Source organism: Bradyrhizobium sp. BTAi1, assembly GCF_000015165.1.
Taxonomy (GTDB): Bacteria; Pseudomonadota; Alphaproteobacteria; order Rhizobiales; family Xanthobacteraceae; genus Bradyrhizobium; species Bradyrhizobium denitrificans.
The window spans coordinates 4499072-4525642 of sequence record NC_009485.1 but is presented as its reverse complement, the minus strand read 5'-3'; the positions used below and the strand labels follow the sequence as shown (position 1 = coordinate 4525642).

Below are 26571 nucleotides of genomic sequence, written 5' to 3'. Positions count from 1 at the left end.
GGAAAGACGTCGGCTGCGGCGCGTCGTTCCTAATTTCGTGTCACCGGCGTCGTCGGCTGCCGATCAGCCGGCGGCCCGCTGTCGGGCTGCCTTGGGCGCCGCGCTCGTGAAGGCGCTGGTCATTTCCGGCGGCATCGCGCCCGGACGCAAGGGCACGATCAACCGACAGACCAGCCCTTCGGGCCGCCAGTCAAACAAAGCCCGCCCGCCGAGTTGGCTCTCGACGCTTGCCATCAGGCTGCGGGTCCCAAATCCGCGGGAGGTCGGCACGTGGACCCGCGGCCCGCCGGTTTCGATCCACACGATCTCGAGAACATCGTCCTCGATGGTCCATTTGACCGAGAGATGACCAGAGCGGACCGACAGGGCGCCGTATTTGGCCGAGTTCGTCACCAGCTCGTGCAGGGCCAGCGCCAGGGTTTGTGCCGTCGCCGGCTGGAGCTGGAGTTCGGCACCGCCGAACGCCACCTGTCCGCCGGTCGCATAGGGCGCGAGCTCCTCGCCGATCAGCCGGCTGATCTCTGCGCCCTGCCAGCTCGAAAGCGAGAGAATGGTGTGAACGCGTGCGAGCGCGCTGATGCGGCCCTCGACTGCGCTGACATAGGTCCGCACGCTGTCAGCCTTGGTGAGCCTCACGATCGACTGCGCCAGGGTCAGCGCGTTCTTGGCCCGGTGATCGACCTCGCGGGTCAATAGGTTCTGGCGCTCTTCGGCGCGCTTGCGCTCGGTAATGTCGATGGTGACGCCGCTGACCCGGATCACGCGTCCAGCCTTGTCGGTCGTCGCCGCCGCCGTTCCAACGCACCAGCGCTGTTCGCCATCGGGCCTGTTGATGCGGAACTCGGCCTCGCAGGACGTCGTGCCCCGGCCGAGCTCGGCGACCACCTGCCGCGCACGCTCGGCGTCGTCGGGATGCAAGAGGCTCATGATGTTGACGTTGTTGAGCTCGAAGGTCTGCGGCGTGACGCCGAAGATGCGGTATTGGCCTTCGTCCCACATCCAGTCGCCATTGATGCCGTCCCAGTCCCAGGACCCCATCCTTCCGGCCGCGATGGCCATGCTGCGGCGCTGCTCGCTCTCCAGTAGCTGGGCCGTGGATCTTTCGAGCTCTGCGGTGCGCGCGCGAACGCGGTTCTCGAGCTCCTGGTTCAAATGTTCCAGCTCGCGCGTCTTGCGATAGAGCTCGGTGAACACCTTGATCTTCGCGCGCAAGACCTCCGGCACGACCGGCACCGGCACATAGTCGACCGCGCCCATTTCATAGCCGCGCAACCGGTCGAAATCGCTGACTTGAACCGCCGAGATGAAGATGATCGCGATCTTCTGAAACCGCGGATGCTCACGGATCATCTGCGCCAGCTCGAAGCCGTCGAGCTCCGGCATGCAGACGTCCACGAGGATGACCGCGATCTCGTTCTTCAGGAGAATCTCAAGCGCCGCGCGGCCTGACGTGGCGACCACGAGGTTTTCGCCGAGTTCCTTGAGGATGACCTCATAGGCCAGCAGCTTCGCGGGCTGGTCGTCAACCAGGAGGATGTTGACCTTTTCATGTTCCATGATCATGCGCCGTTCAGCGGTGCAGCCACATGCGGATCGCAAGAAGCAACTGCTCGGTGTTGACGGGTTTTGCGAGATAATCGGAAGCGCCGGCTTCGAGGCACTTCTCGCGATCTCCCTTCATGGCCTTCGCGGTCAGCGCGATGATCGGGAGCCGGGCAAAGGCAGGGTTCTGCCGGATGACGCCGATCGTCTGGTAACCATCCATCTGCGGCATCATGATGTCCATCAGCACGATCGAGATCGCAGGCGTGCTCTGCACCAAGTCGATCGCTTCGGCGCCGGTCGTCGCGGTCAGCACCTTCATGCCGCGGCGCTCCAGCACGCTCGACAGCGCGAAGATGTTGCGGGCGTCGTCGTCGACCAGCAGAACCGTTTTTCCGACGAGGTCTTCGTCGGAACTGTTCAGCTTTTCGAGCATTCGCTGCTTTTCTATCGGCAGTTCCGTGATGACGCGGTGAAGGAACAAGGCTGTCTCGTCGAGCAGCCGCTCCGGCGACTCCACGCCCTTCACGACGATGCTGCGGGCCATCGTGTGTAGTTCCGCGTCCTCCTCGGCGGACAATTCACGGCCGGTGAAGACGACGACAGGAATGCCTGACAGGGTTTCGTCCGAACGCAACTGATCGAGCACGTCGAATCCGCTCATGTCCGGGAGGCGGAGATCGAGAACGACGCAATCGCAGGGCGTGCCGCGCAGCGCCTCCAGCGCGCCCGCACCGGTGTCCGCTGCGAGGATCTCGATGTCGTCATGATCAAGCAGCTGACGGATGCTGAGCTGTTCGGCCGCATTGTCCTCGACGATCAACAGGCGCTTGCGGCGCGGCTGCGCGTACTCCTTGATCTGGCTGAGCGCGGCACTCACGCCCTCGGTGGTTGTCGGCTTGTTGACGAAGGAGAACGCTCCACGCGCCAGCGCATGCTGACGGTCCTCGTCCAATGTGATGATCTGCACCGGAATGTGCCGGGTCAGAGGATTGTGCTTGAGCTGGCTCAGAACCGTCCAGCCCAGCATGTCCGGCAGGAACACATCCAGGGAAATGGCTGCGGGCTGGTACTGCTTGGCGAGGTCGAGGGCTTCCGCGCCGCGGGTGGCGACCAGGATCTTGAAGCCCTTGTCGCGCGCGAGATCGATCAGCACGCGGGCATAATGCGGGTCGTCCTCGACGATCAGAAGGGTCGTGTCGCCGGGGGCGAGCTCGAGCCTGTCGTCGGCCAGCTGTTCGGCGACGCGGTCGGAGGCCGGAGGCTGCTGAGCCGGCAGCAGCGGCGGAGTGTAGGACGCAGCTGGTGTCGGGCTGATGCGCGGAGCGACGGCCGGACCGGAATATTTCAGCGGCAGGTAAAGTGTGAACGTGCTGCCCTTGCCGGGGGCGCTCTTCAGATGAATTTCACCGCCCAGCAGGTTCGCGAGCTCGCGGCTGATGGCGAGCCCGAGCCCGGTGCCGCCATATTTGCGGCTGGTCCCGGCGTCGGCCTGCTGGAAGGCCTCGAAGATCAGCTTCTGCTTGTCCTGGGGAATGCCGATGCCGGTGTCGGAGACTTCAAAGGCGATGACGGCCGGCGCGGTGTTGAGGACCGGATGCTCAGCGCTCCACCCGCCAAGTGCAGCCGAGACTTTCAGCCGGACGCCGCCGTCCGCAGTGAATTTGAAGGCATTCGAAAGCAGGTTCTTCAGCACCTGCTGCAGCCGCTTGGAATCCGTGACGATGCTTCGCGCAAGGTTCGGATCGACATCGATATTGAAGGACAGCAGGCGGTTTTCCGCCTCGTGCCGGAACGGACGGCCGACCGTCTCCAGGAGGTTGGCGGTGAGGATCTCCTCGGCGTCGACGGTCACCGTGCCGGACTCGATCTTGGACAGATCGAGAATGTCGCTGATCAGGTTGAGAAGGTCGGTGCCTGCGCCATGAATGGTGCGGGCGAATTCGACCTGCTTCATGGTGAGGTTGCCGTCGGGGTTTTCGGTCAGCTGCTGGCCCAGGATCAGGATGCTGTTGAGCGGCGTGCGCAGCTCGTGCGACATGTTGGCCAGGAACTCGGACTTGTACTTGGAGGTGAGGGCAAGCTCCGTTGCCTTTTCCTCGAGCGCGCGCCGGGCCTGCTCGATCTCCTGGTTCTTGCGTTCCACCTCGACGTTGCGCTCGGCCAGCTGCTGGGCTTTCTGTTCGAGCTGCTCGTTGGTCTGTTGCAGCTCGCGCTGCTGCGCCTGCAGCTCTGCCGCCAATTGCTGGGACTGTTTGAGCAGGCCCTCGGTCTGCATGGTGGCTTCGATCGAGTTGAGCACGATGCCGATGGAATCGGTGAGCTGCTCCAGAAACGTCATCTGCGACGTCGTGAACGGGCTGAGCGACGCCAGCTCGATCACCGCCTTGACCTGGTTCTCGAATAGCACAGGGAGCACGACGAGGTTCTTAGGGACGGCGCGAAGCAAAGCAGAGCCGACCGGAATGACGTCGGATGGAATCTCGGAGATCAGCCGTTGCCGCTTGTCGATGGCGCACTGGCCGATCAGCCCTTCGCCGAACTGGACCGACTGGCGATGGGGATACACGCCGTCATCGGCGTAGGAGGCGAGCAGGCGAAGCTGCGGCGTATACTCGTTCTCGACCTGGTAGATCACGCCGCGATGCGCATTCACGAGCGGCGTCAACTCACTGAGCAGCAGGCGGCCGACGGTTGTCAGGTCGCGCTGCCCCTGCAGCATGTTGGTGAAGCGGGCGAGGTTCGTCTTCAGCCAGTCCTGCTCGGTGTTGAGGTCGGTCGTGAGCCGCAGGTTGGTGATCATGGTGTTGATGTTGTCTTTGAGCTCGGCCACCTCGCCGCGCGCATCGACCTGAATGCTCCGCGTGAGGTCGCCCTTGGTCACGGCAGTCGCGACTTCGGCGATGGCGCGGACCTGCGAGGTCAGGTTGGCCGCGAGCAGGTTGACGTTGCCGGTCAGATCCTTCCAGGTGCCGGCCGCGCCAGGCACGTTGGCCTGGCCGCCGAGCCGCCCTTCGACGCCGACCTCGCGGGCCACGCTGCTGACCTGATCGGCAAAGGTCGCGAGCGTCTCGGTCATGTTATTGATGGTGTCGGCGAGGGCTGCGACCTCACCCTTGGACTTTACGGTCAGGTTCTGCTTGAGATCGCCATTGGCCACGGCCGTGACCACCTTGACGATGCCGCGGACCTGCTCGGTCAGGTTGGCCGCCATGAAGTTCACGGTGTCGGTGAGGTCCTTCCAGGTTCCGGCGACACCTGGCACCTGGGCCTGGCCGCCGAGCTTGCCTTCGGTGCCGACCTCGCGGGCCACGCGTGTCACCTCGCCGGCGAAGGCGTTGAGCTGATCGACCATCGTGTTGATGGTGTTCTTCAGCTCGAGAATCTCGCCCTTCACGTCGACGGTGATCTTGCGCGACAGGTCGCCGCGCGCAACCGCCGTGGTGACCTCGGCGATGTTGCGAACCTGCGTGGTGAGATTGGCCGCGAGCAGGTTGACGTTGTCGGTCAAATCCTTCCAGGTGCCGCCGACGCCGGGCACCACGGCCTGGCCGCCGAGCCGGCCCTCGGTGCCGACCTCGCGCGCCACGCGCGTCACCTCGGCGGCGAAAGAGCGCAACTGCTCGACCATCGTGTTCAAGGTGTCCTTGAGCAGCAGGATCTCGCCGCGCACGTCGACGGTGATCTTCTTCGACAGGTCGCCGCCGGCGATGGCGGTCGCGACCTCGGCGATGTTGCGGACCTGCGCCGTCAGGTTGGAAGCCATGAAGTTGACGCTGTCGGTGAGGTCCTTCCAGGTGCCGGCGACTTCAGGCACCTCGGCCTGGCCGCCGAGCTTGCCTTCGGTGCCGACCTCGCGGGCGACGCGCGTCACCTCGGATGCGAAGGCATTGAGCTGGTCGACCATGGTGTTGATGGTGTTCTTCAGCTCGAGAATCTCGCCCTTCACGTCGACAGTGATCTTGCGTGACAGGTCGCCGCGCGCCACGGCTGTGGTAACCTCGGCGATGTTGCGGACCTGGGCGGTGAGATTGCCGGCCATCGAGTTGACGCTGTCGGTGAGATCCTTCCAGGTGCCGGCGACGCCGGGCACGTTGGCCTGGCCGCCGAGCCGGCCCTCGGTGCCGACCTCGCGGGCGACGCGCGTCACCTCGCCGGCAAAGCGGTTGAGCTGATCCACCATCGTGTTCAGCGTTTCCTTCAGGCTCAGGATCTCGCCGCGGACGTCGACCGTGATCTTGCGCGACAGGTCGCCACCGGCGATGGCGGTGGCCACCTCGGCGATGTTGCGGACCTGGGCGGTGAGATTGCCGGCCATCGAGTTGACGCTGTCGGTGAGATCCTTCCAGGTGCCGGCGACGCCCGGCACCTCGGCCTGGCCGCCGAGCTTGCCGTCGGTGCCGACCTCACGGGCGACGCGCGTGACCTCGCCGGCGAAGGCGTTGAGCTGATCGACCATCGTGTTCAGCGTCTCCTTCAGCTGGAGAATCTCGCCTGACACATTGACGGTGATTTTCTTGGAGAGATCGCCCTTGGCGACGGCGGTGGCCACTTCGGCGATGTTACGAACCTGGCCGGTCAGGTTGGAGGCCATCGAGTTGACGCTGTCGGTCAGGTCCTTGCCTTTCCACTCCGATGCGAGCGCCTCGGTCAGGCGATGCACACCGGATTTGGAGGCAGCGTAGGGGCCCATGCCGGCGCCGGCCTGCAGCGCGCCCATCGCGCCGATATTGACGATGCGGCCGGTGCTGGAACGCACCAGATGCGGGATTGCAGCGCGCGAGGCATGCAGCGCCGTCATGAGATTGCGCGCATGCATCTTGTCCCAGACCGTATCGTCGCCATCGGCTGCATTCTCGAACGCAAATGCGCCGGCGATGTTGATCAGGGCATCCAGAGTGCCGAAATGGGCCGCGACCGAGTCGATTGCGACCTTCGCCTGTTCGGGATCGGACAAGTCGACCCCTCCGAGTTCGATGCGGTCGTCGCTGGCTGGGATTTCTGCCTGGGCATGATCGATTCCGGCCACGTGCGCGCCCCGCGCCAGAGCGAGATCGGCAACGCTCCGCCCTAGCGCCCCCTGCGCGCCCGTAATGACAATCACTGCTCCGTTCATTCCGTCCCCTGGTCTCCATTCGCCCCGCGTGCCCGGCTTTTATACTATTGCCACGCCGACGAGTTGCAATGGCTGCGCGGCCCGCGGGATGGAATTGCATCTGAGTGTGAGCCATTCGATGACGATGATGACGATCGGCTCGTGAGCGAATGCGTGACCGCCCATGTCATCCGGGCACTTGCCGAAGCCGTGGGCACCGCGGGCCTGATCGATAAAATTTGTCGGACTTTCGTAAGAGGATCGCCAGGGTGAGAGGCTAGCGTCGTCTTATGCCGCCTGAGGGGCGTTGGAGCTTTGTCATGATGAGACATCTGCCGGACCATGGTTTGCCGCTGGTGCAGCTGAAGGAACAGCGGCGGGATCTCGTGGTCGCCTTGCAGAACCGTGCCGGTCCGGTCACCGGCTGGGAGTTGATGCAGATTGCAGCGGTGCAGCAGGCGATTTCCGCATTCGAGGAGGTCATTGCCGATCTCGACGCGATGGAAGCCGCTGAGACGGCGGATATCGAGGCCGCCTGAGACCGAGGCTGCCGCGAGCGGCGCAGCCCGATCTACGACGATGTCCCCTGGGCCGTAGCCGTCAATCGTCCATGCAGACGACAATGCCGAGCTGCGCTTGCGGGCGCAATGCCGCTAACATCAGACGCATGAATCGAATTGGCGCAAGCATTGCGGTTATCGGCATCATCGCCGCTGCGAGCACGACCGCGGTCGCGGCTGGAGCTGAGGCACCCTGTGTGCCTGATCAACATCAGAGCTTCATCTGTGGCACAGGCCAGGGGGCGATCCGCGTGTTCCCCGAAACCATTGCCCCCTCGGGCAAGCTTGCCTTCGGCTGGCGGACGTCCAAAGGATTGCCGTCCGGAGCGTCCGAGCCGTCCGGCGCCGTCGAAAACGTCCTGATCAGACTTCCGGATGGTGCAGTGCTGGGGACGCTCGGCAGCACCTATTGGGCCTCCGGCGAGATGCGGGCCAACCGCCGTGACCTGATTGCCGCCTGGTCGCCCGACAGCCGCGCCGTGGTGGAGGTCGAGAACAGCCGCTGGGAAACCGAGTCCTTGCGCTTCCATGGCATTGGCGACGGCGACGTGGTGTCGCTGGACCTGCGCGATCTCGTCGAGCGAGCTGTCAGCCAGGCCGCTGGCGGCGCAGCCAAGGGGCGGGTGTTTCGTGTCCGCGAAGATCTGCCGGTGAAGCTCGATTCCGGTGGGCATCTCTCCTTCGCGGCGATCCTGTTCTTTCCGAAGAGTGAGGAGGCGGCGCTCGGCTTCCGTCTTGAGCTGATGGTCAAGACCGTCAGATCGTCCGCAGCGGCGCGCGTGGTCTCGATCCAGCGCGCGAAACTGCCGAACTGAGCAGCTCAACGCGTGAGATAGCGATCCTGCAGGGCCCTGCGCTCTGCAGCGCCGAGACCGAGCCCGTCGCGCAGATAGTGTTCGAGACCGCCATGATCATCGCGAATGGCGTCGAACGCCGCCGTCAGAAATGACGCCTGCACCGTTCTGATGGCCTGCAGGATCTCCTCGGGCAGATCCGGCCGAACTGCGCTATCGCGCCGGTAGAACTGGTTCGTGAGCAGGTAATCTTCGAAGATCACATCCTCGGGGACTTCGAGTGCGTGCAGCAGCAGCGCGCAGGCGACGCCGGTGCGGTCCTTGCCCGCCGTGCAATGGATCACGAGGGGCGCGGTGTCCCGCAGCAGGTGATCGAACAGCGTCCGAAAGCGCGGCGTGTGATTGCGGATGTAGTTGCGGTAGGAGTCCCGCATCAGGCCGAGCGCATCCTCGGCGTTGAGCCGTCCTGCCATGGCCCGGGCCCGTAACGCCGGGACGACACTCGGCTCGATCGACAATGAGTGCACGGCGATGTCGTCGAGCGCGCACAGGCCGGCCAAACGCTCGTCGCGACCGCGGAAATCGAACGCCGTGCGAATGCCGAGCTGACGCAGGACGGCGGTATCGGATGTCGTCAACTGACCGAGATGGTTTGACCGAAACAGCTGTCGCCAGCGCACATGCCGGCCATGGCTGCTGGGATAACCGCCGAGATCCCTGAAATTGCTGGCCCCTTGCAGGCCGAGATGGCGGCGATTCGGATCGAGCATGCGCTTACGATAGAAGATGGCGCTTCGTGGGGGAACGTCCTTGCGTGCGTTCGGGGCAAGATCCGCCGCTCACAAGGGGCGGGCATCGCATCGCGTGGGAGCCATGAAGCAAAAGGGCCGGAACCTCGTCGGTCCGACCCTTTAGCAAAGGCGCAATTGCGTCACGGCATCGTCTGACATCAGCGGTCCCACGCCGGTTTGGCTTCCTGGATCGCCTCGTCGTGATACCAGCTGCCGCTGTAGATCGAGGGCTGCAAGGCCGGAGCGACCTGCCGGGCAGATGCGATTGCAGGATGCCGAGGCGCGAGACCGGCCCGTCCTCCGCGTGGGAATTGATAGATCCTTGCGGATCCCTCGTTCACGTTCGTGTCCATTCCTCAGTCTCCTTTCCATCGGACCACGGATGATGGTGCGCCCGACTCGTTCTCTTGTGGTTACCAGTCTCGATATCGGCGCTGCCTTGGAGAATGCAATATGATCAAAATGAAATCACATGTTGCGCATTTCGAGGGCATTTCAGCATTTGCCCCGTGCGAAGCAACGGGCAGGTGACTAACGCTTGGGCCGGATCAAAGGTTGCGGGAGGAGCGCGACTTCTTTTCGAAAATGTCCCGGGCTTGCTGATGCCTTGGTCGCCCTGTTTTTCGCATTGCCGCAAATGCCAAGGAATCAAGCGTGTTTTTGACGCGCTGTTCTTGTCGCCATGCACTCCGTGCAATCCCGGCCGCGCCGCTTTGCCGCACCTTTGGGGTGTGAAAGTCGGGGGGCGCGGTGTCCGGATGAGCCCCGGTGCGTGCGACGGGACGCCGCAGGACTTGGCACGTTCCGTGCTTAAGAGAGCGCTGGCCGATCGTGGCCGGGTAAGCGGGGTGCCTTCGATTGCTGGGCTCCCACCTTTCGATAAGACAGAGAGGCTCAATGACGAAATACAAGCTCGAGTATATCTGGCTCGACGGCTACAAGCCGGTGCCGAATTTGCGCGGCAAGACACAGATCAAGGAATTTTCCTCGTTCCCGACCCTGGAACAGCTGCCTCTTTGGGGCTTCGACGGCTCGTCGACGATGCAGGCCGAAGGCCATAGCTCCGACTGCGTGCTGAAGCCGGTCGCCGTGTATCCCGATGCCGCCCGCACCAACGGCGTGCTGGTGATGTGCGAAGTGATGATGCCGGACGGCAAGACCCCGCATCCGTCGAACGCCCGCGCCACCATCCTCGACGATCCGGACGCGTGGTTCGGCTTCGAGCAGGAGTACTTCTTCTACAAGGACGGCCGTCCGCTCGGCTTCCCGGAGTATGGCTATCCGGCTCCGCAGGGTCCGTACTACACCGGCGTCGGCTTCAAGAACGTCGGCGACGTCGCCCGCAAGATCGTCGAAGAGCATCTCGACCTGTGCCTCGCGGCCGGCATCAACCACGAAGGCATCAACGCCGAGGTGGCAAAGGGCCAGTGGGAATTCCAGGTGTTCGGCAAGGGCTCGCGCACGGCTGCTGACCAGATGTGGATGGCCCGCTACCTGATGCTGCGTCTCACCGAGAAGTACGGCATCGACATCGAGTTCCACTGCAAGCCGCTCGGCGACACCGATTGGAACGGCTCGGGCATGCACTGCAACTTCTCGACCAAGTACATGCGCGAAGTCGGCGGCAAGGAGTACTTCGAGAAGCTCATGGACGCTTTCAAGGAGGCCCGCGCCGACCACATCGCCGTGTACGGTCCGGACAACCACATGCGTCTGACCGGTAAGCACGAGACCGCGTCGATCGACACCTTCAGCTGGGGTGTGGCCGACCGCGGCGCCTCGATCCGCGTGCCGCATTCCTTCGTGAACAACGGCTACAAGGGCTATCTGGAAGACCGCCGTCCGAACTCCCAGGGCGACCCCTACCAGATCGCGTCTCAGGTCCTGAAGACGATCTCGACGGTTCCGACCGGCGCGAAAGCCGCGGCCTAAGACGCCGACCACAACACCCCGGGGCAGGGGCTGACATGATGATCCGCCGGAGCAGCCGCTCCGGCGGATCATTCGTTTGTGAAGGCACTTCGTCGGTGGCGTGCGTTCGTCGTCCGTCTTGATCAAACGCAAGTCCGGGTCCGGACGGGGACGGTATGTCTGCTGGATGGCGGAGACGCGGATCTGGGAAGCGGAGTGTCGAATGAATAATCGCAAATGGTTGGCTGGCATCGTGCTGGCCGGCGCGGCCGTGTCGCTGGCCGTCATGCCGGCGGCGTCCGGTGCCGAGCAATATTTGCCGCGGCTCGGCGACATCATGAATCTCGTCCAGGTGAGGCACGCCAAGCTGTGGTTCGCCGGGCAGGCCAAGAACTGGGATCTTGCGGGCTACGAGCTGGCGCAGCTCAAGCAGAGCCTCTCGGATGCGGCCGCCTTCTATTCGGGTCTGCCGGTGGACAATGTGACCACCTTGAGCCAGCCGATCCAGTCGATCTCCGATGCGATCACCGCCAAGGACGGCAAGCGCTTCGCCTCGGCGGTGACCGAGCTGACCTCGGGCTGCAATGCGTGCCACGCGTCGATGGATCGCGGCTATGTCGCCATCCGCATCCCGACCGAGAAGCCGTTCGGCAACCAGGATTTCCGGCCGCAGGGCCGCTGACCGGGCCCGCTTGGGGCGTGAGTTGCGGTGCAAAATTGCGCCTTCCACCCGCGGCGCGCATCGACTAAGAGCGGCGGCAACCCGTCCACCGCCTGAGCCCTCATGATCCGCCTCGACAACGTCAGCAAGCAAGTCGGCCACCAGATTCTGTTCATCGAGGCCTCCGCCGCGCTCCAGCGCGGCGAGAAGATCGGGCTGGTGGGCCCGAACGGGGCCGGCAAGACGACGCTGTTCCGGATGATCTCGGGCCGTGAGCAGCCGGACGAAGGTCAGGTCTCGATCGATCGTGGCGTCTCGATCGGCTATTTCAACCAGGACGTCGGCGAGATGAGCGGCCGCAGCGCCGTGGCGGAGGTCATGGACGGAGCAGGGCCGGTGTCGGCGGTCGCGGCCGAGCTCAAGGAGCTTGAGGCGGCCATGGCCGATCCGGACCGCGCCGACGAGATGGACGAGATCATCGCGCGTTATGGCGAGGTGCTGGCGCGGTTCGAGGAGCTCGACGGCTATGCGCTCGACAGCCGCGCCCGTGAGGCGCTGGCCGGCCTCGGCTTCTCCGAGGAGATGATGGACAAGGATGTCGGCCTGTTGTCCGGCGGCTGGAAGATGCGTGTCGCGCTGGCCCGCATCCTTCTGATGCGCCCCGACGTCATGCTGCTCGACGAGCCGTCCAACCATCTCGATCTCGAGAGCCTGATCTGGCTGGAGCACTTCCTGAAGGGTTATGAGGGGGCGCTGCTGATGACCTCGCACGATCGCGAGTTCATCAACCGCATCATCAACAAGGTCATCGAGATCGACGCCGGCCAGCTCACGACCTATTCCGGGGACTACGATTTCTACGAGCAGCAGCGGGCGCTGAACGAGAAGCAGCAACAGGCGCAATATGAGCGCCAGCAGGCGATGCTCGCCAAGGAGATCAAGTTCATCGAGCGCTTCAAGGCGCGGGCGTCGCATGCGGCGCAGGTGCAGAGCCGGGTCAAGAAGCTCGACAAGATCGAGCGCGTCGAGCCGCCGAAGCGCCGCCAGACGGTGGCATTCGACTTCCTGCCGGCGCCGCGCTCGGGCGAGGACGTCGTCGCGCTGAAGAAGGTGTCCAAGAGCTATGGCAGCCGCCGCATCTATGAGGGGCTGGATTTCATGATCCGGCGCAGGGAGCGCTGGTGCGTCATGGGGGTCAACGGCGCCGGCAAATCGACGTTGCTGAAGCTGGTCGCCGGGACCGCCGAGCCCGACGACGGCTCGGTGACGATCGGCGGCAGCGTCAAGATGGGCTATTTCGCGCAGCATGCGATGGATCTGCTCAACGGCGACGAGACCGTGTTCGAATCGCTGGAGCATTCGTTCCCGCAGGCTGGCCAAGGCTCGCTGCGCGCGCTGGCCGGCTGTTTCGGCTTTTCCGGCGACGATGTGGAGAAGCGCTGCCGGGTGTTGTCGGGCGGCGAGAAGGCGCGGCTGGTGATGGCCAAGATGCTGTACGATCCGCCGAACTTTCTGGTGCTGGACGAGCCGACCAACCATCTGGACATGGCGACCAAGGAGATGCTGATCGCGGCGCTGTCGAGCTTCGAAGGAACGATGCTGTTCGTCTCGCACGATCGACATTTCCTCGCCGCACTGTCCAACCGCGTGCTCGAATTGACGCCGGATGGCCTGCATCAATATGGTGGCGGCTACACCGAATATGTCGCCCGCAGCGGCCACGAGGCGCCGGGCCTGCGCAGCTGATCGCGTGGTGGCAACGGCCGGTCATCGCTTCAGCCACTCGACGACGAGCGGAGCGGCGCGCCGGAGCGTGTCGTCCATCGCGGGGCCGTTGCCGGCGACCGCCTGACGGCTCGCCGACGGTTCGTCAAAGCCGTGGCTCGCGCCGGGATAGATCGTTGTATCGATCGTCGTGCCCACCTGCCGCGAGCGCTCGGCCATGGCGCTGCAGAGCGCAGGCGAGACCTCCTCGTCGTCGGCGGCGAGGAACAGCTGGACCGGGACATGGCTTCTGAGCGTCGGGCCCAGCAGCGAGTTCTCGCCACAGCCCGGATAGAAGATCAGCGCGCCGCGGAAGCCGGTTGACGCCAGACCCTGTCGCAGCAGCACGTTCAATGCCGTGCTGCCGCCGTTGGACCAGCCCTGCAGCACGATGCGATCTGGTACGACGTCCCTGCGCTGGCGCAGATAGGCGAGCGCCCCCTCGGCATCGAGCGGCCGCACCGTCCTCTCGTTGACGTCGGCGCGATCCGGATCGTCATGGGTACCGCGGCCGAAGCCGTGCGCCTTGCCGCGTGGACCGAAGCTGTCGGGCAATAGCGCGAGGTAGCCGTGCTCGGCCCAGTAGTTGCCCCACATCACGTGCCGTTTCGACAGTGTGACGGCATTGCATGGCGATGCCGGTACCGCGCGCGAGACCAGCGTGCAGTCCGCGTTGACGTTGGACGAGTAGGGGCCGCCCCGGCCATGGAGCATGACGATTGCCGGAAATGGTCCTGTGCCCTGCGGCTTGAACAGATAGCCGGTCAGTTCGGCGCGGCCATCGGCGCTCGGGAAGTAGACCGTATCCGGTTGAACAGCGGCGGCGGGCGCCAGCCACAGCGTCGTGAGCACCGTCAGCATCGCAAGCCGCCCAATGCTCTTCGGTGCGGTGCCGCAGTCATGATGACGGGATGCGAGGCGGGGGCTCATGCAACTAGCTCATTTGGACGTGGGTGAAGATGAACAGGAACAGCGCGCCGATCGCGATCAGAAAGAGACCGACCCAGAGCGGAGCGGCGACGCCGCTCTTGTTGGTTGGATCGAGCACGGCCGTCTCGGGCCGGGTCGGATCGTAGAAGACCGTGACGTCGCTGTTGACCGGGTATTGGGCGGCGATGGCTTCGGCGCTTGACCTGTCCGGATACAGTGCGGTCCAGCCCCAGTTCCAGTGCATGCTGTGGAAGCTGCGGCCGCCGACGGCATAGCTGTAGTCAATGGTGACGCGGAAGCGTTCCTCCTCGACCTCACGCCCGCGGTCGTTCTCCCGCCGCGTGATCTCCACCGTCACGCCCGAGCGCGTGATCCGCCCCGGCGTGGTCGGCCAGGACCGGCTCGCCATGCTCTCCTGACGAAGCTTCCAATAGGAGGCGAGGGCGACGGCGCCGAAGCCCAGCAGGGCGAACGGCAGCAGGAAGGCGAACAGCGGCACGCCAGCCTCCGTCGTCAACACCTTGCCGGCGAGCGAATGTGCCACGAGCACCGCGGTGACGGCGCACATCACGATGAAAAGCGCCGCCAGCGCAGCCGTGCCGCTGGCATCGGCCGGCTCGAGCACCGACTGCGACGGGCGCTTCGGATCGTAGAAGACGCGAACCTTCGCGCCTTTTGGATATTTGCCGGTAAGCTCCTCGGCCTGCAGGCGGGTGACGTGGCTCGGGCTGCCGAAGCGGATTCGATGACCTTCGTAGCTCGTCCCGAGCACCTCGTAGCGGTAGCGGATGTCGGGCTTGGCGTCGGTGTCGTCAGCCGAACGATGTGTCGCCGCGAGAGACACCTCGGACGCTACGACCTCGCCTTCGACGACCGGCCAGTGGCGCCCGCCGATGGTCTTCTTGCGCTGGAGCCAGAGGCCGTAGCCGGAATTCAGGGCCAGAAAGCCGAAGATGCCGGCGGCGATGCGGGTCCAGAGCAGGGCGGAGGCAGTCAGCATGGTCATCTCGCATGAGCCCGTCGCTGCGGGCGCCATGCAGTGGTGTGCCTCGAGTTCCCTTGGGTTCAATACTCTCGCGGCTCTCCTCTCCTTACCCCTCCACCATCTCGGTGACGCGGCCGGCCAGTGCTTCGACATCGAAAGGCTTCGTCAGCACCTGCATGCCCGGAGCGAGTTGGCCGCTGCTCAGGATCGCGTTTTCGGCATAGCCCGTGATGAACAGGATCTTGAGGCCGGGCCGCGTGGCACGGGCCGCGTCCGCAAGCTGACGGCCGTTCATACCCCCGGGCAGGCCGACATCGGTGATCAGCAGATCGATCCGCGCGTTGGACTGCAGAGCCGCGAGCCCTGTTGGGCCGTCCTTGGCCTCGATGACGGCATAGCCGCGATCATCGAGCACCTCCATGACGAGCATGCGTATGGTCGGCTCATCGTCCACGACCAGATGGTCTGTCCCGTGGACGACGCCATCGGAGCTCCGCGCTGGTCGGGATCGGCAGGCTCGGCCTCGCCGACATAATGGCGGGGAAAATAAAGACACATCGTGGTGCCTTCACCCAGTTCGGAATAGATCCGCACCTGGCCGCCCGACTGGCGCGCGAAGCCGTAGACCATCGAGAGGCCGAGGCCGGTGCCTTGACCGATCGGCTTGGTCGTGAAGAACGGATCGAAAGCATGTTCGATCACGTCGGGCGTCATGCCGGTTCCCGTATCCGTCACGCAGAGCGAGATGTACTGGCCCGGCGGCAGATCGCGTTCGCGGGCGGCGCGATCGTCCAGCCATTTGTTGGCGGTTTCGATGGTGATCCGGCCTCCCTCAGGCATCGCGTCGCGCGCATTGATGCAGAGGTTCAGCAGAGCGCTTTCGAGCTGGGGCGAATCGATCAGTGCCGGCCACAGTCCGGCGGCGGTCACCACTTCGAGCGTGATCTGCGGGCCGACGGTGCGGCGCACCAGCTCCTCCATGCCCATCGCCAGCCGGTTGACGTCGGTCGGCTTGGGATCCAGCGTCTGGCGGCGGGAGAAGGCCAGCAGTCGGTGCGTGAGCGCGGCGGCACGCTTGGAGGCGCCCTGGGCCGCCGCGACGTAACGGTCGACGTCCGAGAAACGGCCCTGGCGCAGACGGGTCTGCAGCATCTCGAGCGAGCCCATGATGCCGGTCAGCAGATTGTTGAAGTCATGCGCAATGCCGCCGGTCAGCTGTCCGACCGCCTCCATCTTCTGCGATTGGCGCAGCGCCTCCTCGGCCTCACGCAGCCGCGCCTGCTCGCGCAGCCGGTCGGTGACGTCGTAGGCGAATTGATAGGCGCCGATCTGCTCGCCGGTGGCGTCGCGCAGCACCGAGAAGCGCATCTCGTAAAAGCGTCGGTTGCGGCTGACATCGCCGAATTCGTCGACCGCGACGAATTCCTCGCCGGCCAATGCCCGCGACCACACGGCCCGAACGGCCGATCGATGCTCCGGAAGGTCCTGGAACAGCTCCAGCAGGTGATCGCCGACCTTGGGCCGAACGTCGAAGATGCGTTCGAATTCCTGCACGGCTGCGCCGTTGATCGCGATCAGCCGGAATTGCATGTCGACCACCTGGACGAAGGCGTTGGTGCCTTCGACGATGTCGGCAAGCAGCTTGCGCTCGGCGAGCGCTGCGACGACGCGCGCTTCCAGCGTGTCATTGATCTCCTGCAGTGCCGCCTCGGCGCGCTTGCGCGCGGTGATGTCCTGGAACAGCACCGCGACCTGGCGTCGCGTCGCAGGCTCGACCCGGAACGCGGCCAGCTCCAGGTGCCGGCCGGTCGCGACCAACTCGCGCTCGAACCGGATCGGCGCGCCGCTGCGCAAGACGTCGCCATACAGCTCGACCCAGCCGTCAGCCTCGTTCGGCACCATCTCCCGGACCTTCTGGCCGACCACGTTCGGGATGCCCGCGTGCAGCGCATAGGCCGGATTGGCCTCGATATGGATGTAGTCGCTCAGCGGGCCGTGCGGGCCGTCGAAGAACTCGATGATGCAGAAGCCTTCATCGATCGAGTTGAACAGCGTCCGGTAACGCTCCTCACTCTCGGCGAGCGCCGTTTCGGCGCGGGCGCGGCGACCGGCGTCGGCGGTGAACAGCGCCTGCAGTCGGGCATTCTCGCTTTCCAGCTCCTGAATCCGTTGCTCGAGCGCGGCGATCTCGAAGGACGTCACGTCGCGACCGCCTCGCCTGAATGCGGATGAAGGCAGAGCAGGCGGTTCTCAACGCGGCACGGCATTGGCAACTCGATGTGAGGGGTTCGCGACGTTGTAACATGTCAATCGCGCCTGCCGATACGCCCAGCGCCGATGGAACTTCCCCCTGCGATCATCGGCCCCGCCTGGTGGCGAGGCCGCCGTGTCATCGGCTAAGCCCAGTTCAGGTGCCGGCCTCGCACTTCTTCATGAAGCTGGTCTTGGCCGCGCCGGCGAGCTTCTTGCCATCGGAGCCGACCGCCTTGGCTGCGCAGCTGTCGGCCATGCACTTCTTCATGAACGAGGTCTTGGCGGCTCCGGCGAGCGGCTTGCCATCCTTGCCCATGGCCTTGGTCTCGCAGCTGTCCTGGGCGAAAGCAGAGCCGGCGGCGAAGGTCGTGAGCGCGGCAATCAGAAAAAACTTCCTCATGAGCGTGTCTCCTTGGGACAAACAATGCGGCGGATGGGAGCCGCAAATCTGGGCGCGATCAAGTTTCGTGTTCGGCTATCACCTGAAATCCAGCTCGCCGGACGCTGAACTCATCAGCATGCTACCGATGACGCCGGTGTGAATCGCTGCGCCGCCAAGACGTCAGGCGGTGCCGCGCTGCAAAAAGGCCAGGGTGGCGGGATCACGCGCGCCATCGCAGTGGCGGTCGAGTGCGGCGCCGAAATCCGCTTGCGGACGAATCGCATCGAACAGCGTCATGCAGGAGCGAAACTTGGCGTCGTCAGGCGTGCCGAGAATGTCGCGGAGCGACTTGCCGGGGACGGCGAGCACCAGCCGGGTGCATTCGACGAGACGGCTGCCGAGCAAAGGGTGCGCCAGATAGGCCTCCGCCTCCGCGCGGGACCGAATGGCATAGCGTTGGGCCATGGCCGAGGTCCCCAACCCGTCCACCTGGGGAAATATGAACCACATCCAGTGGCTTTGCTTGCGACCGGCGGCAAGTTCGGCGGTCACGTGGGAATAAATCGGAGTCTGCGCCTCGATAAATCGGTTGAGATCATGGCAATCCGCGTTCATGGATGCCTCCATCTAATTGAAATATATGGATATTTTTCAATAAGGCAGCTTGGGCGAGGCGCTTTTCCCGCTTGGCTCGGCGGCCATGCCGGATCAATGCGGGCTGGTCTTTGTCTAGATTATGCCGCACTCTTGCCATCCTATGTCATGACGGGTCGAATCGTACCCCTTGGGGTCGGCTACTTCCGCTTGTAGTCCGAAGGGGGCGTATATCGGGGACGTGATGGCTTCCAGTGAAGCGAGCGTAGAGGTGCTGTTGTTGCGTGGCCGCTTCGGGCACTCCGAAGCGATCGCGCTGGTGCTTGCCGCGCTGGCGGTTGCCGGCGGTGCGGCCGTTTGGGTCGGCAGCGACAGCAGCGATCCGGCCCCGCTGACGACTGCGGCGCTGTCGGCGCCGGAGCCGCCATCCACCACCTTCGAGACACGTTTCGCGCCGGTCTCTGCGTCGGCGACCGCCTATTCCGAGAAGGACGCCTTGCGCGCGCTCGACCGCTTCGCTTTGCGCGGAATTGATCGCCAGTTGCTGGATGCGCGGGCCGCGCTGGTGAAAGGCATGGAATCGCGGGACCCGAACGGGCGCGACCTCAATGGCGGCGAATGGCGGCCGAAGCTCACGGAAGGCACCACGGTTGCGCTGCCGGCGCCCGGCGTGCCGCTGCCCCGGCCGCGGCCGTCTACCGCCGACATGCCGGTCAATCTTGCATCGGCCGCGCCCGCCGAGACCACGGGACGTGTCGATGATCGCTCGATTCTGCAGCGCCTGTCCGACCTGCTGCCGAGCCCGACCAAATACGCCTCGCTCGGGCCGGACAGCGGTGTCGTTCGCTCCGGCATCGATCTTGGTGCGCTCGGCTACGAAAAGACCGCCGTGTACGACATCAAGGCCAAGATGGTCTATCTGCCCTCCGGCATCGGGCTCGAAGCCCATTCCGGTATGGGCAGCCTGCGCGACGACCCTGAGCACGTCAATCAGCGCATGATCGGCGCGACGCCGCCGGCCACTTACGAGCTCAAGCCACGCGAAAAGCCGTTTCACGGCGTGCGCGCCCTGCGCATGAACGTGGTGGAGGGAACGACCCTCGGCCGGAGCGGATTGCTGACCCACCCTTATATGCTGGGTCCCGAGGGGGATTCCAACGGCTGCGTCTCGATCAAGAATTACGATCGCTTCCTGAAGGCGTATGATGAGGGCGAGTTCAACCGACTCGTCGTCGTCGTCGGGCTCGAGGCTGGCACCCCGACGCGAACCGCGCAAAAGACCGAGTGACGCTTGGTTGCTGGGCCTCGGCGCGATTTCGGCGGTGACGCCCGTCGTATCTTCCGGAAGGTCCCCATGAATGATCCCGCAAGCTCGGAAACGCGTCTGCGCACCACCTTCAACATCAGGGTGAACGGGAAGCCGTTCGTGATTTCGACCGTCGGGCAGGCTCATCAGTTTCTCACCAGTCTCAACGCCGTCGAATGGATGGAGTTCAAGTCGCTGCACGACCAGGCCATGGCCTCGCTGCAGGCGGCCGCCGACAATGCGATCATGACGGTGCAGGCCACCAACGCGGTGCGCACGCTGTTCGTCAATGCGAAGCTGCTGTGAGAGCATTGCGCGGTCTCTTGCATTGGTCGCGCCCGCTTGCTCGGCGTCATCGTCCGGATGGACCGGCCAATCGGCGCATGGCCTCACGCTCTCGCGGCGCTGTCGCGTCCGAGTGACCCATCGGTGATGCCCTCGAAGCAGGTGAGGGCGCGGGGAATGCCGGGCTGCTGGCCGCAACCCATGGCCCGCCTGCAGAAAAAAAGCAGGCGGCAGTCACCACAGGTTCAGCCGGGCAACCGGCATTCCCCGCGCGATGGCCTTAACGGCTGCTTCGCGTGCTCCCCGGTGCGCCGGGCTTTCTGGTCACCGTAGTGCGCATGATGCTTACACATCAGCGCGGCATCAGCGTCGGGATGCCAGGACCACGCGACTTGACCGTACGCGACAACGGCGTTCGTCGGCGCAAGCTGCGCTCCGCTGCCATCGCGTCCACCGCTCCTCCCGCTCGACGTCCGTGACGACCGCGATACGCCCCTCATGCGAGCGGGAGATGGATTGAGGAAACCAGCAAAGCTCACTTTGGAAAAGCGGAAAATTTTTCCCCGTGCGACTGGACAGGCCAAATCAGCCTGATGCGTCGGGGGAAAATCGTTTTCGTGCGCATGGGCAATCTGGTCGTTTCACCCTTTGAATGTGCTCGTATGATGCAACAAAGTCGCCTGATTTGCCCGACGGGCAGTGAAGTCATTCTTCGCGAGCGACTGCTCGCTTGCAGAAACGACAAATACTCGCGACCATCCTGCGCACTTATTAGTTCGTCGAACTCAAGATGTTCTAGCCGGCGGAACTGAGGACGATCGAAAGCACAAATTGTCCGCGGCCCGCAAAATTACGGAAGACGGTTTTACCTCCCCTTTCAAAAAGAGACGGTCTTGGACTCGCTGCGTTATCGCTTCTCTGCGACACTTTGCGGGTCGATCGATGGTGATTGACAGAGGGGACGTGCATGATCGGCAATGATCTCTGCAACTGCCAAGATGCGGCTGCACTCACGGATGGCGGCCAGTTCCGTGCCACCAGCACATGGCTCTGTTGATCGTCTGATGCGGCAGTCGCGGTGCTGATGACCGCGACATCGGCAGGCGCTGCCTGCTGATCATCTCGATATCGCAAATGCAATCCGCAATGTGCTGCCAGCTGGCGGCGCAAAGGCTCGCTGTCGTCCTGTTGGCGGCGGCAGAAGTATTCACGACCACGAGGACTAGCGAGGATAACAATGACGGCCAAGGATTCGTCCATCAAGTTCGCCTATTGGGTGCCCAACGTTTCGGGCGGATTGGTGATCTCCAACATCGAGCAGCGGACGAGCTGGGATATCGGCTACAACAAGCGGCTGGCACAGATCGCCGAGGAGAGCGGGTTCGACTACGCGCTGAGCCAGATCCGTTTCACGGCTGGCTATGGCGCCGAATATCAACATGAATCGGTGTCGTTCAGCCATGCGCTGCTCGAAGCGACGACGAAGCTGAAGGTGATCGCCGCGATCCTGCCCGGACCGTGGCATCCGGCGGTCGTCGCCAAGCAGATCGCCACCATCAATCATCTCACCCAGGGGCGCGTTGCGGTGAACATCGTCAGCGGCTGGTTCCGCGGCGAGTTCGCCGCGATTGGCGAGCCCTGGCTGGATCACGATGAGCGCTATCGCCGCTCGGAGGAGTTCATCCGTGCGCTCCGGGGCATCTGGACCGAGGACAACTTCAATCTCCGCGGCGACTTCTATCGTTTCACGAACTACTCGCTGAAGCCGAAGCCGATCGACCCGCAGCCGGAGATCTTCCAGGGCGGCAGCTCGCGTGCCGCCCGCGACATGGCCTCGCGCGTCTCTGACTGGTACTTCACCAACGGCAACTCGGTGGAGGGCATCAAGGCCCAGGTCGACGATATCAGGGCCAAGGCGAAGGCCAACAATCACCAGGTCAAGATCGGCGTCAACGCGTTCGCGATCGCGCGCGACACCGAGGCCGAGGCGCAGGCCGTGCTCAAGGAAATCATCGACAACGCCAATCCCGAGGCCGTCCACGCCTTCGCGCACGAGGTGGCCAATGCCGGCAAGGCGTCGCCGGAGCGCGAGGGCAATTGGGCGAAGTCGACCTTCGAGGATCTCGTCCAATACAATGACGGCTTCAAGACCAACCTGATCGGCACGCCGCGGCAGATTGCCGAGCGCATCGTCGCACTGAAGGAGGTCGGCGTTGACCTCGTGCTGCTTGGCTTCCTGCACTTCCAGGAGGAGGTCGCCTATTTCGGCAAGCACGTGATCCCGCTGGTGCGCGAGCTCGAGGCCAAGGCCGGCCTTCGCGTGCAGGCTGCCGAGTAGGCCGGACCGCGATGCTGTTGACCGCACTCAGTTCGTCGCTCGACCTGCTGTCGCTGGAGACCTGGGCTCCAGGGACGGCGCGTCAGGTGCTCGCGGCGGAGCCGAATGACCCGTCGGCCTCCGCCATGGCAGGCGCGCCGCGTCCGGTGCTGCGGCTCAACAATGTCTCGCTGACCTTCGGGGGGTTGACAGCGCTTCGCGATATCGATCTCGATGTCGCGGAGGGCGAGATCCGCGCGGTGATCGGTCCGAACGGGGCCGGCAAGAGCTCGCTGCTCAACGTCGTCAGCGGGCTCTATCGCCCGGATCGGGGCGCGGTGTGGTTCGGTGATCGGGCGTTCAACCAAGTGCCGACCGCACAACTGGCAGGCTTTGGCGTCGCCCGCACCTTCCAGAACCTCGCTTTGTTCAAGGGGCTGTCCGTCTTCGACAACGTGCTGATGGGGCTCGCGCATCGCGTCCGCGCCGGCTTCATCCGCCAGCTCGTCGGCTCGCCCTTGGCACGCCGGATCGAAGCCGAGAACCGGGCGGCCGCTGCCGAGGTCATCGGTTTTCTCCATCTCAAGGATATCAGCGACCGCATTGCCGGCACCTTGCCCTACGGCTTGCAGAAGCGGGTCGAGCTGGCGCGCGCGCTGGTGGCGCGGCCGAAGCTGCTGCTGCTCGACGAGCCCTTTGCCGGCGTGACTCTGAGCGAGAAGCGGGAGCTGGCCGAGCATGTGCGCAACGCGCGCGACCGTTATGGCGCCACCATCGTGCTGATCGAGCACGACATCGGCATCGTGATGGAGCTGTCCGACCACATCGCGGTGCTGGACTATGGCCGCAAGATCGCCGACGGGCCGCCGGCCGAGATCCGCAGCAACCAGGCGGTCATCGACGCCTATCTCGGCGTCGCCCATGAGGACGAGACGGAGCTCGCGAGCTGATGTTCGACTATCAATTCCTGATCGAGGTGCTGGTCGGCGGGCTGCTCTCCGGGGTGATGTATTCGCTGGTCGCGATCGGCTTCGTGCTGATCTACAAGACCTCCGGCGTGCTCAATTTCGCGCAAGGCGCGATGCTGCTGTTCGCGGCGCTGACCTTCGTCAGTCTTGTGGAGCGCGGCACGCCGTTCGCGCTGGCGCTGCTGGCGACGCTCGCCATCATGGTGGCGCTCGGCATCACCATCGAGCGCACCGTGCTGCGGCCGCTGATCAACCAGCCGCCGATTACGCTGTTCATGGCCACCCTCGGCCTCTCTTACGTGATCGAAGGCGCAGCGCAGCTGCTGTGGGGCACGCAGGTGCACGGGCTCGACATCGGCGTCAGCGATATCCCGTTCGACATCGGCGGCGTCTTCATCAGCCGCTTCGACCTGTTCGCGGCGGCGGTGGCCGGCAGCCTGGTGGCGCTGTTCACGCTGTTCTTCCGCTACACCCGCACCGGCCTCGCGTTCCGCGCCGTGGCGGATGATCAGTTCGCCGCGCTCGCCGTGGGCCTGAGATTGCCGCGCGTCTGGGCTGCGGTGTGGACGGCGGCCGGCATCGTGGCGCTGGTCGCGGGACTGTTGTGGGGCGCGCGACTCGGCGTGCAGTTCTCGCTGTCGCTGGTGGTGCTGAAGGCGCTGCCGGTGCTGGTGCTCGGCGGCTTCGATTCCATCACCGGCGCGATCGTCGGCGGGCTCCTGATCGGCGCCATCGAGAAACTGGCGGAGGTCTATGTCGGACCGTTCTTCGGCGGCGGCATCGAGGCCTGGGCGGCCTATGTGGTGGCCCTGGCGCTGCTGCTGGTGCGGCCCTCGGGGCTGTTCGGCCAGAAGCTGGTGGAGCGGGTGTAGGTCATGACGACGATCTCCGAAGCCGCTCCTACACCGGCGCGATCCTCGCTGCTCAACGCCAATGTGCTCGGCATCGTGCTGCTGCTGGTGCTCGCTTACGGCCTCGTGCCGCTGATCGGCTCCGACTATCTGATGGACGCGGTGCTGACGCCATTCCTGGCATTGGCGCTGGCCGCAGTCGGGCTCAACGTGCTGACCGGCTATGCCGGTCAGGTGTCGCTGGGCTCGGCGGCGTTCCTCGCGGTCGGCGCTTATGCTGCCTATAATCTCAATCTGAGGTTGCCGCAATTGCCGCTGCTCGCCGACATCGTGTTGGCCGGCGGCATCGCCGCCGCGGTCGGAATCATCTTCGGCCTGCCGAGCCTGCGGCTGCGCGGCTTCTATCTCGCGGTCTCGACGCTCGCGGCGCAGTTCTTCGTGCAGTGGGCGCTGACCAAGTTCGGCTGGTTCTCGAACGACAATGCGTCGGGGGTGATCGACGCGCCCGTCATTCGCGTCGGCAGCCTGACCTTCACGAGCGCGACCGGACGCTACGTGTTCTCGTTGACGATCGTCGCGGTCGCCACCGTGCTGACGGCGCGGCTGCTGTCGTCACAGACGGGGCGTAACTTCATCGCGGTGCGCGACCACGAGATCGCGGCCCGGGTGATCGGAGTGCCATTACTGCGCACCAAGCTGCTCGCCTTCGGGGTCTCGTCGTTCCTGATCGGCGTCGCCGGCGTGCTCTGGGCGTTCGCCTATCTGCGGACGGTCGAGCCGGCCGGGTTCAACCTCGATCGCTCGTTCCAGATCCTGTTCATCATCATCATCGGCGGGCTGGCCTCGCTGCGCGGCGCCTTCATCGGTGCCGCCTTCATCATCGTGTTTCCGCTGCTGCTGTCGCGACTCGGCGCCGCCGTGCTCGGCAGCGTGTTCGATTCCGGCGTGCTGGAGATGAGCCAGCGCATCGTCATCGGCGCGCTGATCATCGCCTTCCTGATCGCCGAGCCGCGCGGCCTGATCGCGCTGGTCGACCGTGCGGCCAACGTGCTGCGCCGCCTCCGTTCATCCCAGACCTGAAACAGCAACATCAGAAGGAGATCATGATGACGACATTCCGACATGCAAAGCTGGCCGTGAGGCTATCTTTGGGGGCGGCGCTCGCGTTCGGGCTCGCAACCAGCCTGCCGGCGAAAGCCGACGAGCAGTTCTTTCCGCTGCAGAGCTATCGGGTCGGTCCCTATGCGGCCGGCGGCACCGGCTTCTTCGGCGGCTTCATCGACTATCTCAATTTGATCAATATTCGTGACGGCGGCGTCAATGGCGTCAAGCTGACCTGGGACGAGGGCGAGACCCAATATGAGGTCGAGCGCGGCGTCGAAGTCTATGAGCGGCTGAAGGGCCGGCCGGGGGTGGCGGCCTGGAATCCGCTCTCCGTCGGCATCGCCTATGCGATGATCGACCGTATCAGCAAGGACAAGGTGCCGCTGATCACCATCAACCACGGCCGCACCGATTCCACCGATGGCCGGGTGTTCCCCTACGTGTTCCCGCTGCTGCTCAATCCCTACAGCGAGACCTCAGGCATCGTGAATTACATCGCGACGCGCGAGGGTGGGTCCGAGAAGCTCAAGGGCAAGAAGATCGTCGTGCTCTATCACGGCTCGCCTTACGGCAAGGAGACGATTCCGATCTACAAGCTGCTCGCGGACAAATATGGCTTCGAGCTCGAGCAGATCGAGGTGCCGCATCCCGGCAATGAGCAGCAATCGCAATGGCTGTCGATCCGCCGCGCCAAGGCCGATTATGTCGTGCTGCGCGGCTGGGGCGTGATGAATCCGGTGGCGCTGAAGACGGCGCAGAAGGTCGGCTTTCCCGTCGACCACATCATCGGCAATGTCTGGTCCAACTCGGAAGAAGACGTGATCCCGGCCGGCGACGCCGCCAAGGGCTATGTCGCAATCACCACCCAGGCCTCCGGCGCCGAATATCCGGTGCTGCAGGAGGTGATCAAGACCGTCTACGGCGCCGGCAAAGGCAATCTCGACGACAAGAAGCGGATCGGCAGCGTCTACCACAATCTCGGTATCGTGAACGGCATCCTCAATGTCGAGGCGGTCAGGATCGCGCAGGAGAAGTTTGGCAAACGCACGCTCACGGGCGACGAGGTGCGCTGGGGCTTCGAGCATCTCGCTCTCGATCCCGCCCGCGTCGAGGCGCTCGGCGCCAAGGGCCTGTTCCACTCGATCAACGTCACCTGGGACAATCACGAGGGCAATGGCCGCGTGACCTTCCAGCAATGGGACGGCGCCAAGTGGAAGGTCGTCTCAGACTGGATCTCGCCAGACTGGGCAGCGCTGCGGCCGATCATCGAGAAGTCGTCGACGGCCTATGCGCAGGAACGCGGCATCAAGATCCGCACCTCGGGGGATGACCCTGTCGGTCAATGAGACTGCATGCGCGGGAGCCCGTCTCCCGCGCACTATTTGGGCCTCATGGGTTCGAGACGCGCCGCGCGCGGCGCTCCTCACCATGAGGGTTTAGATCGCTCCGCAAATTCAGACCTGGTCCTGAGGAGCACG

21 protein-coding genes and 1 pseudogene are annotated in these 26571 nt (G+C 64.4%); 12 read left to right on the top strand and 10 right to left on the bottom strand.

Features of this window, described 5'->3' with window-relative positions:
• Positions 1-63 precede the first annotated feature (63 nt).
• Both BBTA_RS20185 and BBTA_RS20180 read right to left on the bottom strand, forming a co-directional pair.
• Positions 64-1557 (bottom strand): HWE histidine kinase domain-containing protein, encoded by a 1494-nt coding sequence (locus tag BBTA_RS20185; protein WP_041751540.1) that lies wholly within the window; start codon positions 1555-1557, stop codon positions 64-66.
• A 13-nt stretch (positions 1558-1570) separates the two neighbouring features.
• Complete coding sequence (locus BBTA_RS20180; protein ID WP_012044362.1) at positions 1571-6658, bottom strand: SDR family NAD(P)-dependent oxidoreductase; 5088 nt, start codon at positions 6656-6658, stop codon at positions 1571-1573.
• Between the two features lie 299 nt (positions 6659-6957).
• On the opposite strand from BBTA_RS20180, the gene BBTA_RS20175 reads away from it, so the two are divergent.
• A complete protein-coding gene (locus BBTA_RS20175) occupies positions 6958-7176 on the top strand; it encodes a hypothetical protein (protein ID WP_012044361.1) in 219 nt (72 codons plus the stop codon).
• 218 nt (positions 7177-7394) lie between these two features.
• Positions 7395-8012, top strand: coding sequence for a hypothetical protein (locus tag BBTA_RS20170; RefSeq protein WP_244424051.1), 618 nt, complete (start codon positions 7395-7397; stop codon positions 8010-8012).
• Positions 8013-8017: 5 nt separating this feature from the next.
• Here the strand turns inward: BBTA_RS20170 and BBTA_RS20165 are convergent, their stop codons facing one another.
• Both BBTA_RS20165 and BBTA_RS20160 read right to left on the bottom strand, forming a co-directional pair.
• Positions 8018-8761: a tyrosine-protein phosphatase gene (locus BBTA_RS20165; RefSeq protein ID WP_012044359.1), complete on the bottom strand. Its 744-nt coding sequence runs from the start codon at positions 8759-8761 to the stop codon at positions 8018-8020.
• A gap of 179 nt (positions 8762-8940) precedes the next feature.
• The gene (locus BBTA_RS20160; protein ID WP_012044358.1) at positions 8941-9135 is read right to left on the bottom strand and encodes a DUF2735 domain-containing protein; all 195 of its coding nucleotides are present in this window, start codon (positions 9133-9135) and stop codon (positions 8941-8943) included.
• 544 nt (positions 9136-9679) lie between these two features.
• On the opposite strand from BBTA_RS20160, the gene BBTA_RS20155 reads away from it, so the two are divergent.
• The 3 genes from BBTA_RS20155 to BBTA_RS20145 all read left to right on the top strand — a co-directional run bounded on the left by BBTA_RS20155 (position 9680) and on the right by BBTA_RS20145 (position 13100).
• On the top strand, positions 9680-10714 hold the full coding sequence (locus BBTA_RS20155) for a glutamine synthetase beta-grasp domain-containing protein (RefSeq protein ID WP_041750787.1): 1035 nt from the start codon (positions 9680-9682) through the stop codon (positions 10712-10714).
• Between the two features lie 202 nt (positions 10715-10916).
• Positions 10917-11375 carry a hypothetical protein gene (locus tag BBTA_RS20150; RefSeq protein ID WP_012044356.1) on the top strand — a complete coding sequence of 153 codons (459 nt, stop codon included), beginning with the start codon at positions 10917-10919 and terminating at the stop codon, positions 11373-11375.
• A gap of 102 nt (positions 11376-11477) precedes the next feature.
• Positions 11478-13100 (top strand): ABC-F family ATP-binding cassette domain-containing protein, encoded by a 1623-nt coding sequence (locus BBTA_RS20145; RefSeq protein WP_012044355.1) that lies wholly within the window; start codon positions 11478-11480, stop codon positions 13098-13100.
• Positions 13101-13121: 21 nt separating this feature from the next.
• Here the strand turns inward: BBTA_RS20145 and BBTA_RS20140 are convergent, their stop codons facing one another.
• The 5 genes and pseudogenes from BBTA_RS20140 to BBTA_RS20120 all read right to left on the bottom strand — a co-directional run bounded on the left by BBTA_RS20140 (position 13122) and on the right by BBTA_RS20120 (position 18283).
• Positions 13122-14048 carry a dienelactone hydrolase family protein gene (locus BBTA_RS20140; protein ID WP_012044354.1) on the bottom strand — a complete coding sequence of 309 codons (927 nt, stop codon included), beginning with the start codon at positions 14046-14048 and terminating at the stop codon, positions 13122-13124.
• Between the two features lie 4 nt (positions 14049-14052).
• Positions 14053-15048 (bottom strand): DUF3592 domain-containing protein, encoded by a 996-nt coding sequence (locus tag BBTA_RS20135; RefSeq protein ID WP_012044353.1) that lies wholly within the window; start codon positions 15046-15048, stop codon positions 14053-14055.
• 91 nt (positions 15049-15139) lie between these two features.
• Positions 15140-17235 (bottom strand): annotated as a pseudogene (locus BBTA_RS20130) (ATP-binding protein).
• 205 nt (positions 17236-17440) lie between these two features.
• On the bottom strand, positions 17441-17686 hold the full coding sequence (locus tag BBTA_RS20125; RefSeq protein ID WP_012044352.1) for a hypothetical protein: 246 nt from the start codon (positions 17684-17686) through the stop codon (positions 17441-17443).
• A gap of 162 nt (positions 17687-17848) precedes the next feature.
• Complete coding sequence (locus BBTA_RS20120; RefSeq protein WP_012044351.1) at positions 17849-18283, bottom strand: DUF1810 domain-containing protein; 435 nt, start codon at positions 18281-18283, stop codon at positions 17849-17851.
• Positions 18284-18506: 223 nt separating this feature from the next.
• On the opposite strand from BBTA_RS20120, the gene BBTA_RS20115 reads away from it, so the two are divergent.
• Positions 18507-19550: a DUF2778 domain-containing protein gene (locus BBTA_RS20115; RefSeq protein WP_012044350.1), complete on the top strand. Its 1044-nt coding sequence runs from the start codon at positions 18507-18509 to the stop codon at positions 19548-19550.
• A gap of 66 nt (positions 19551-19616) precedes the next feature.
• Positions 19617-19874, top strand: coding sequence for a hypothetical protein (locus BBTA_RS20110; protein WP_012044349.1), 258 nt, complete (start codon positions 19617-19619; stop codon positions 19872-19874).
• Between the two features lie 774 nt (positions 19875-20648).
• Here BBTA_RS20110 and BBTA_RS40170 read toward each other — a convergent pair.
• Complete coding sequence (locus BBTA_RS40170) at positions 20649-21113, bottom strand: hypothetical protein (RefSeq protein ID WP_148221482.1); 465 nt, start codon at positions 21111-21113, stop codon at positions 20649-20651.
• Between BBTA_RS40170 and sfnG the strand changes: the two genes are divergently transcribed.
• Genes sfnG through BBTA_RS20085 form a run of 5 tightly spaced genes read left to right on the top strand, consistent with a single transcriptional unit; the run spans position 21091 to position 26439 of the window.
• A complete protein-coding gene (gene sfnG, locus BBTA_RS20105; RefSeq protein WP_012044348.1) occupies positions 21091-22191 on the top strand; it encodes a dimethylsulfone monooxygenase SfnG in 1101 nt (366 codons plus the stop codon). The genes BBTA_RS40170 and sfnG overlap by 23 nt on opposite strands.
• A gap of 11 nt (positions 22192-22202) precedes the next feature.
• On the top strand, positions 22203-23120 hold the full coding sequence (locus BBTA_RS20100; protein WP_012044347.1) for an ABC transporter ATP-binding protein: 918 nt from the start codon (positions 22203-22205) through the stop codon (positions 23118-23120).
• On the top strand, positions 23120-24010 hold the full coding sequence (locus BBTA_RS20095; RefSeq protein ID WP_012044346.1) for a branched-chain amino acid ABC transporter permease: 891 nt from the start codon (positions 23120-23122) through the stop codon (positions 24008-24010). The genes BBTA_RS20100 and BBTA_RS20095 overlap by 1 nt, the downstream gene beginning before the upstream one ends.
• Before the next feature lie 3 nt (positions 24011-24013).
• Entirely contained in the window at positions 24014-25069 is a 1056-nt protein-coding gene (locus BBTA_RS20090) for a branched-chain amino acid ABC transporter permease (RefSeq protein WP_012044345.1), read from the top strand.
• Between the two features lie 26 nt (positions 25070-25095).
• Positions 25096-26439, top strand: a complete 1344-nt coding sequence (locus BBTA_RS20085) for an ABC transporter substrate-binding protein (protein ID WP_012044344.1) — start codon at positions 25096-25098, stop codon at positions 26437-26439.
• Positions 26440-26571: the final 132 nt, after the last annotated feature.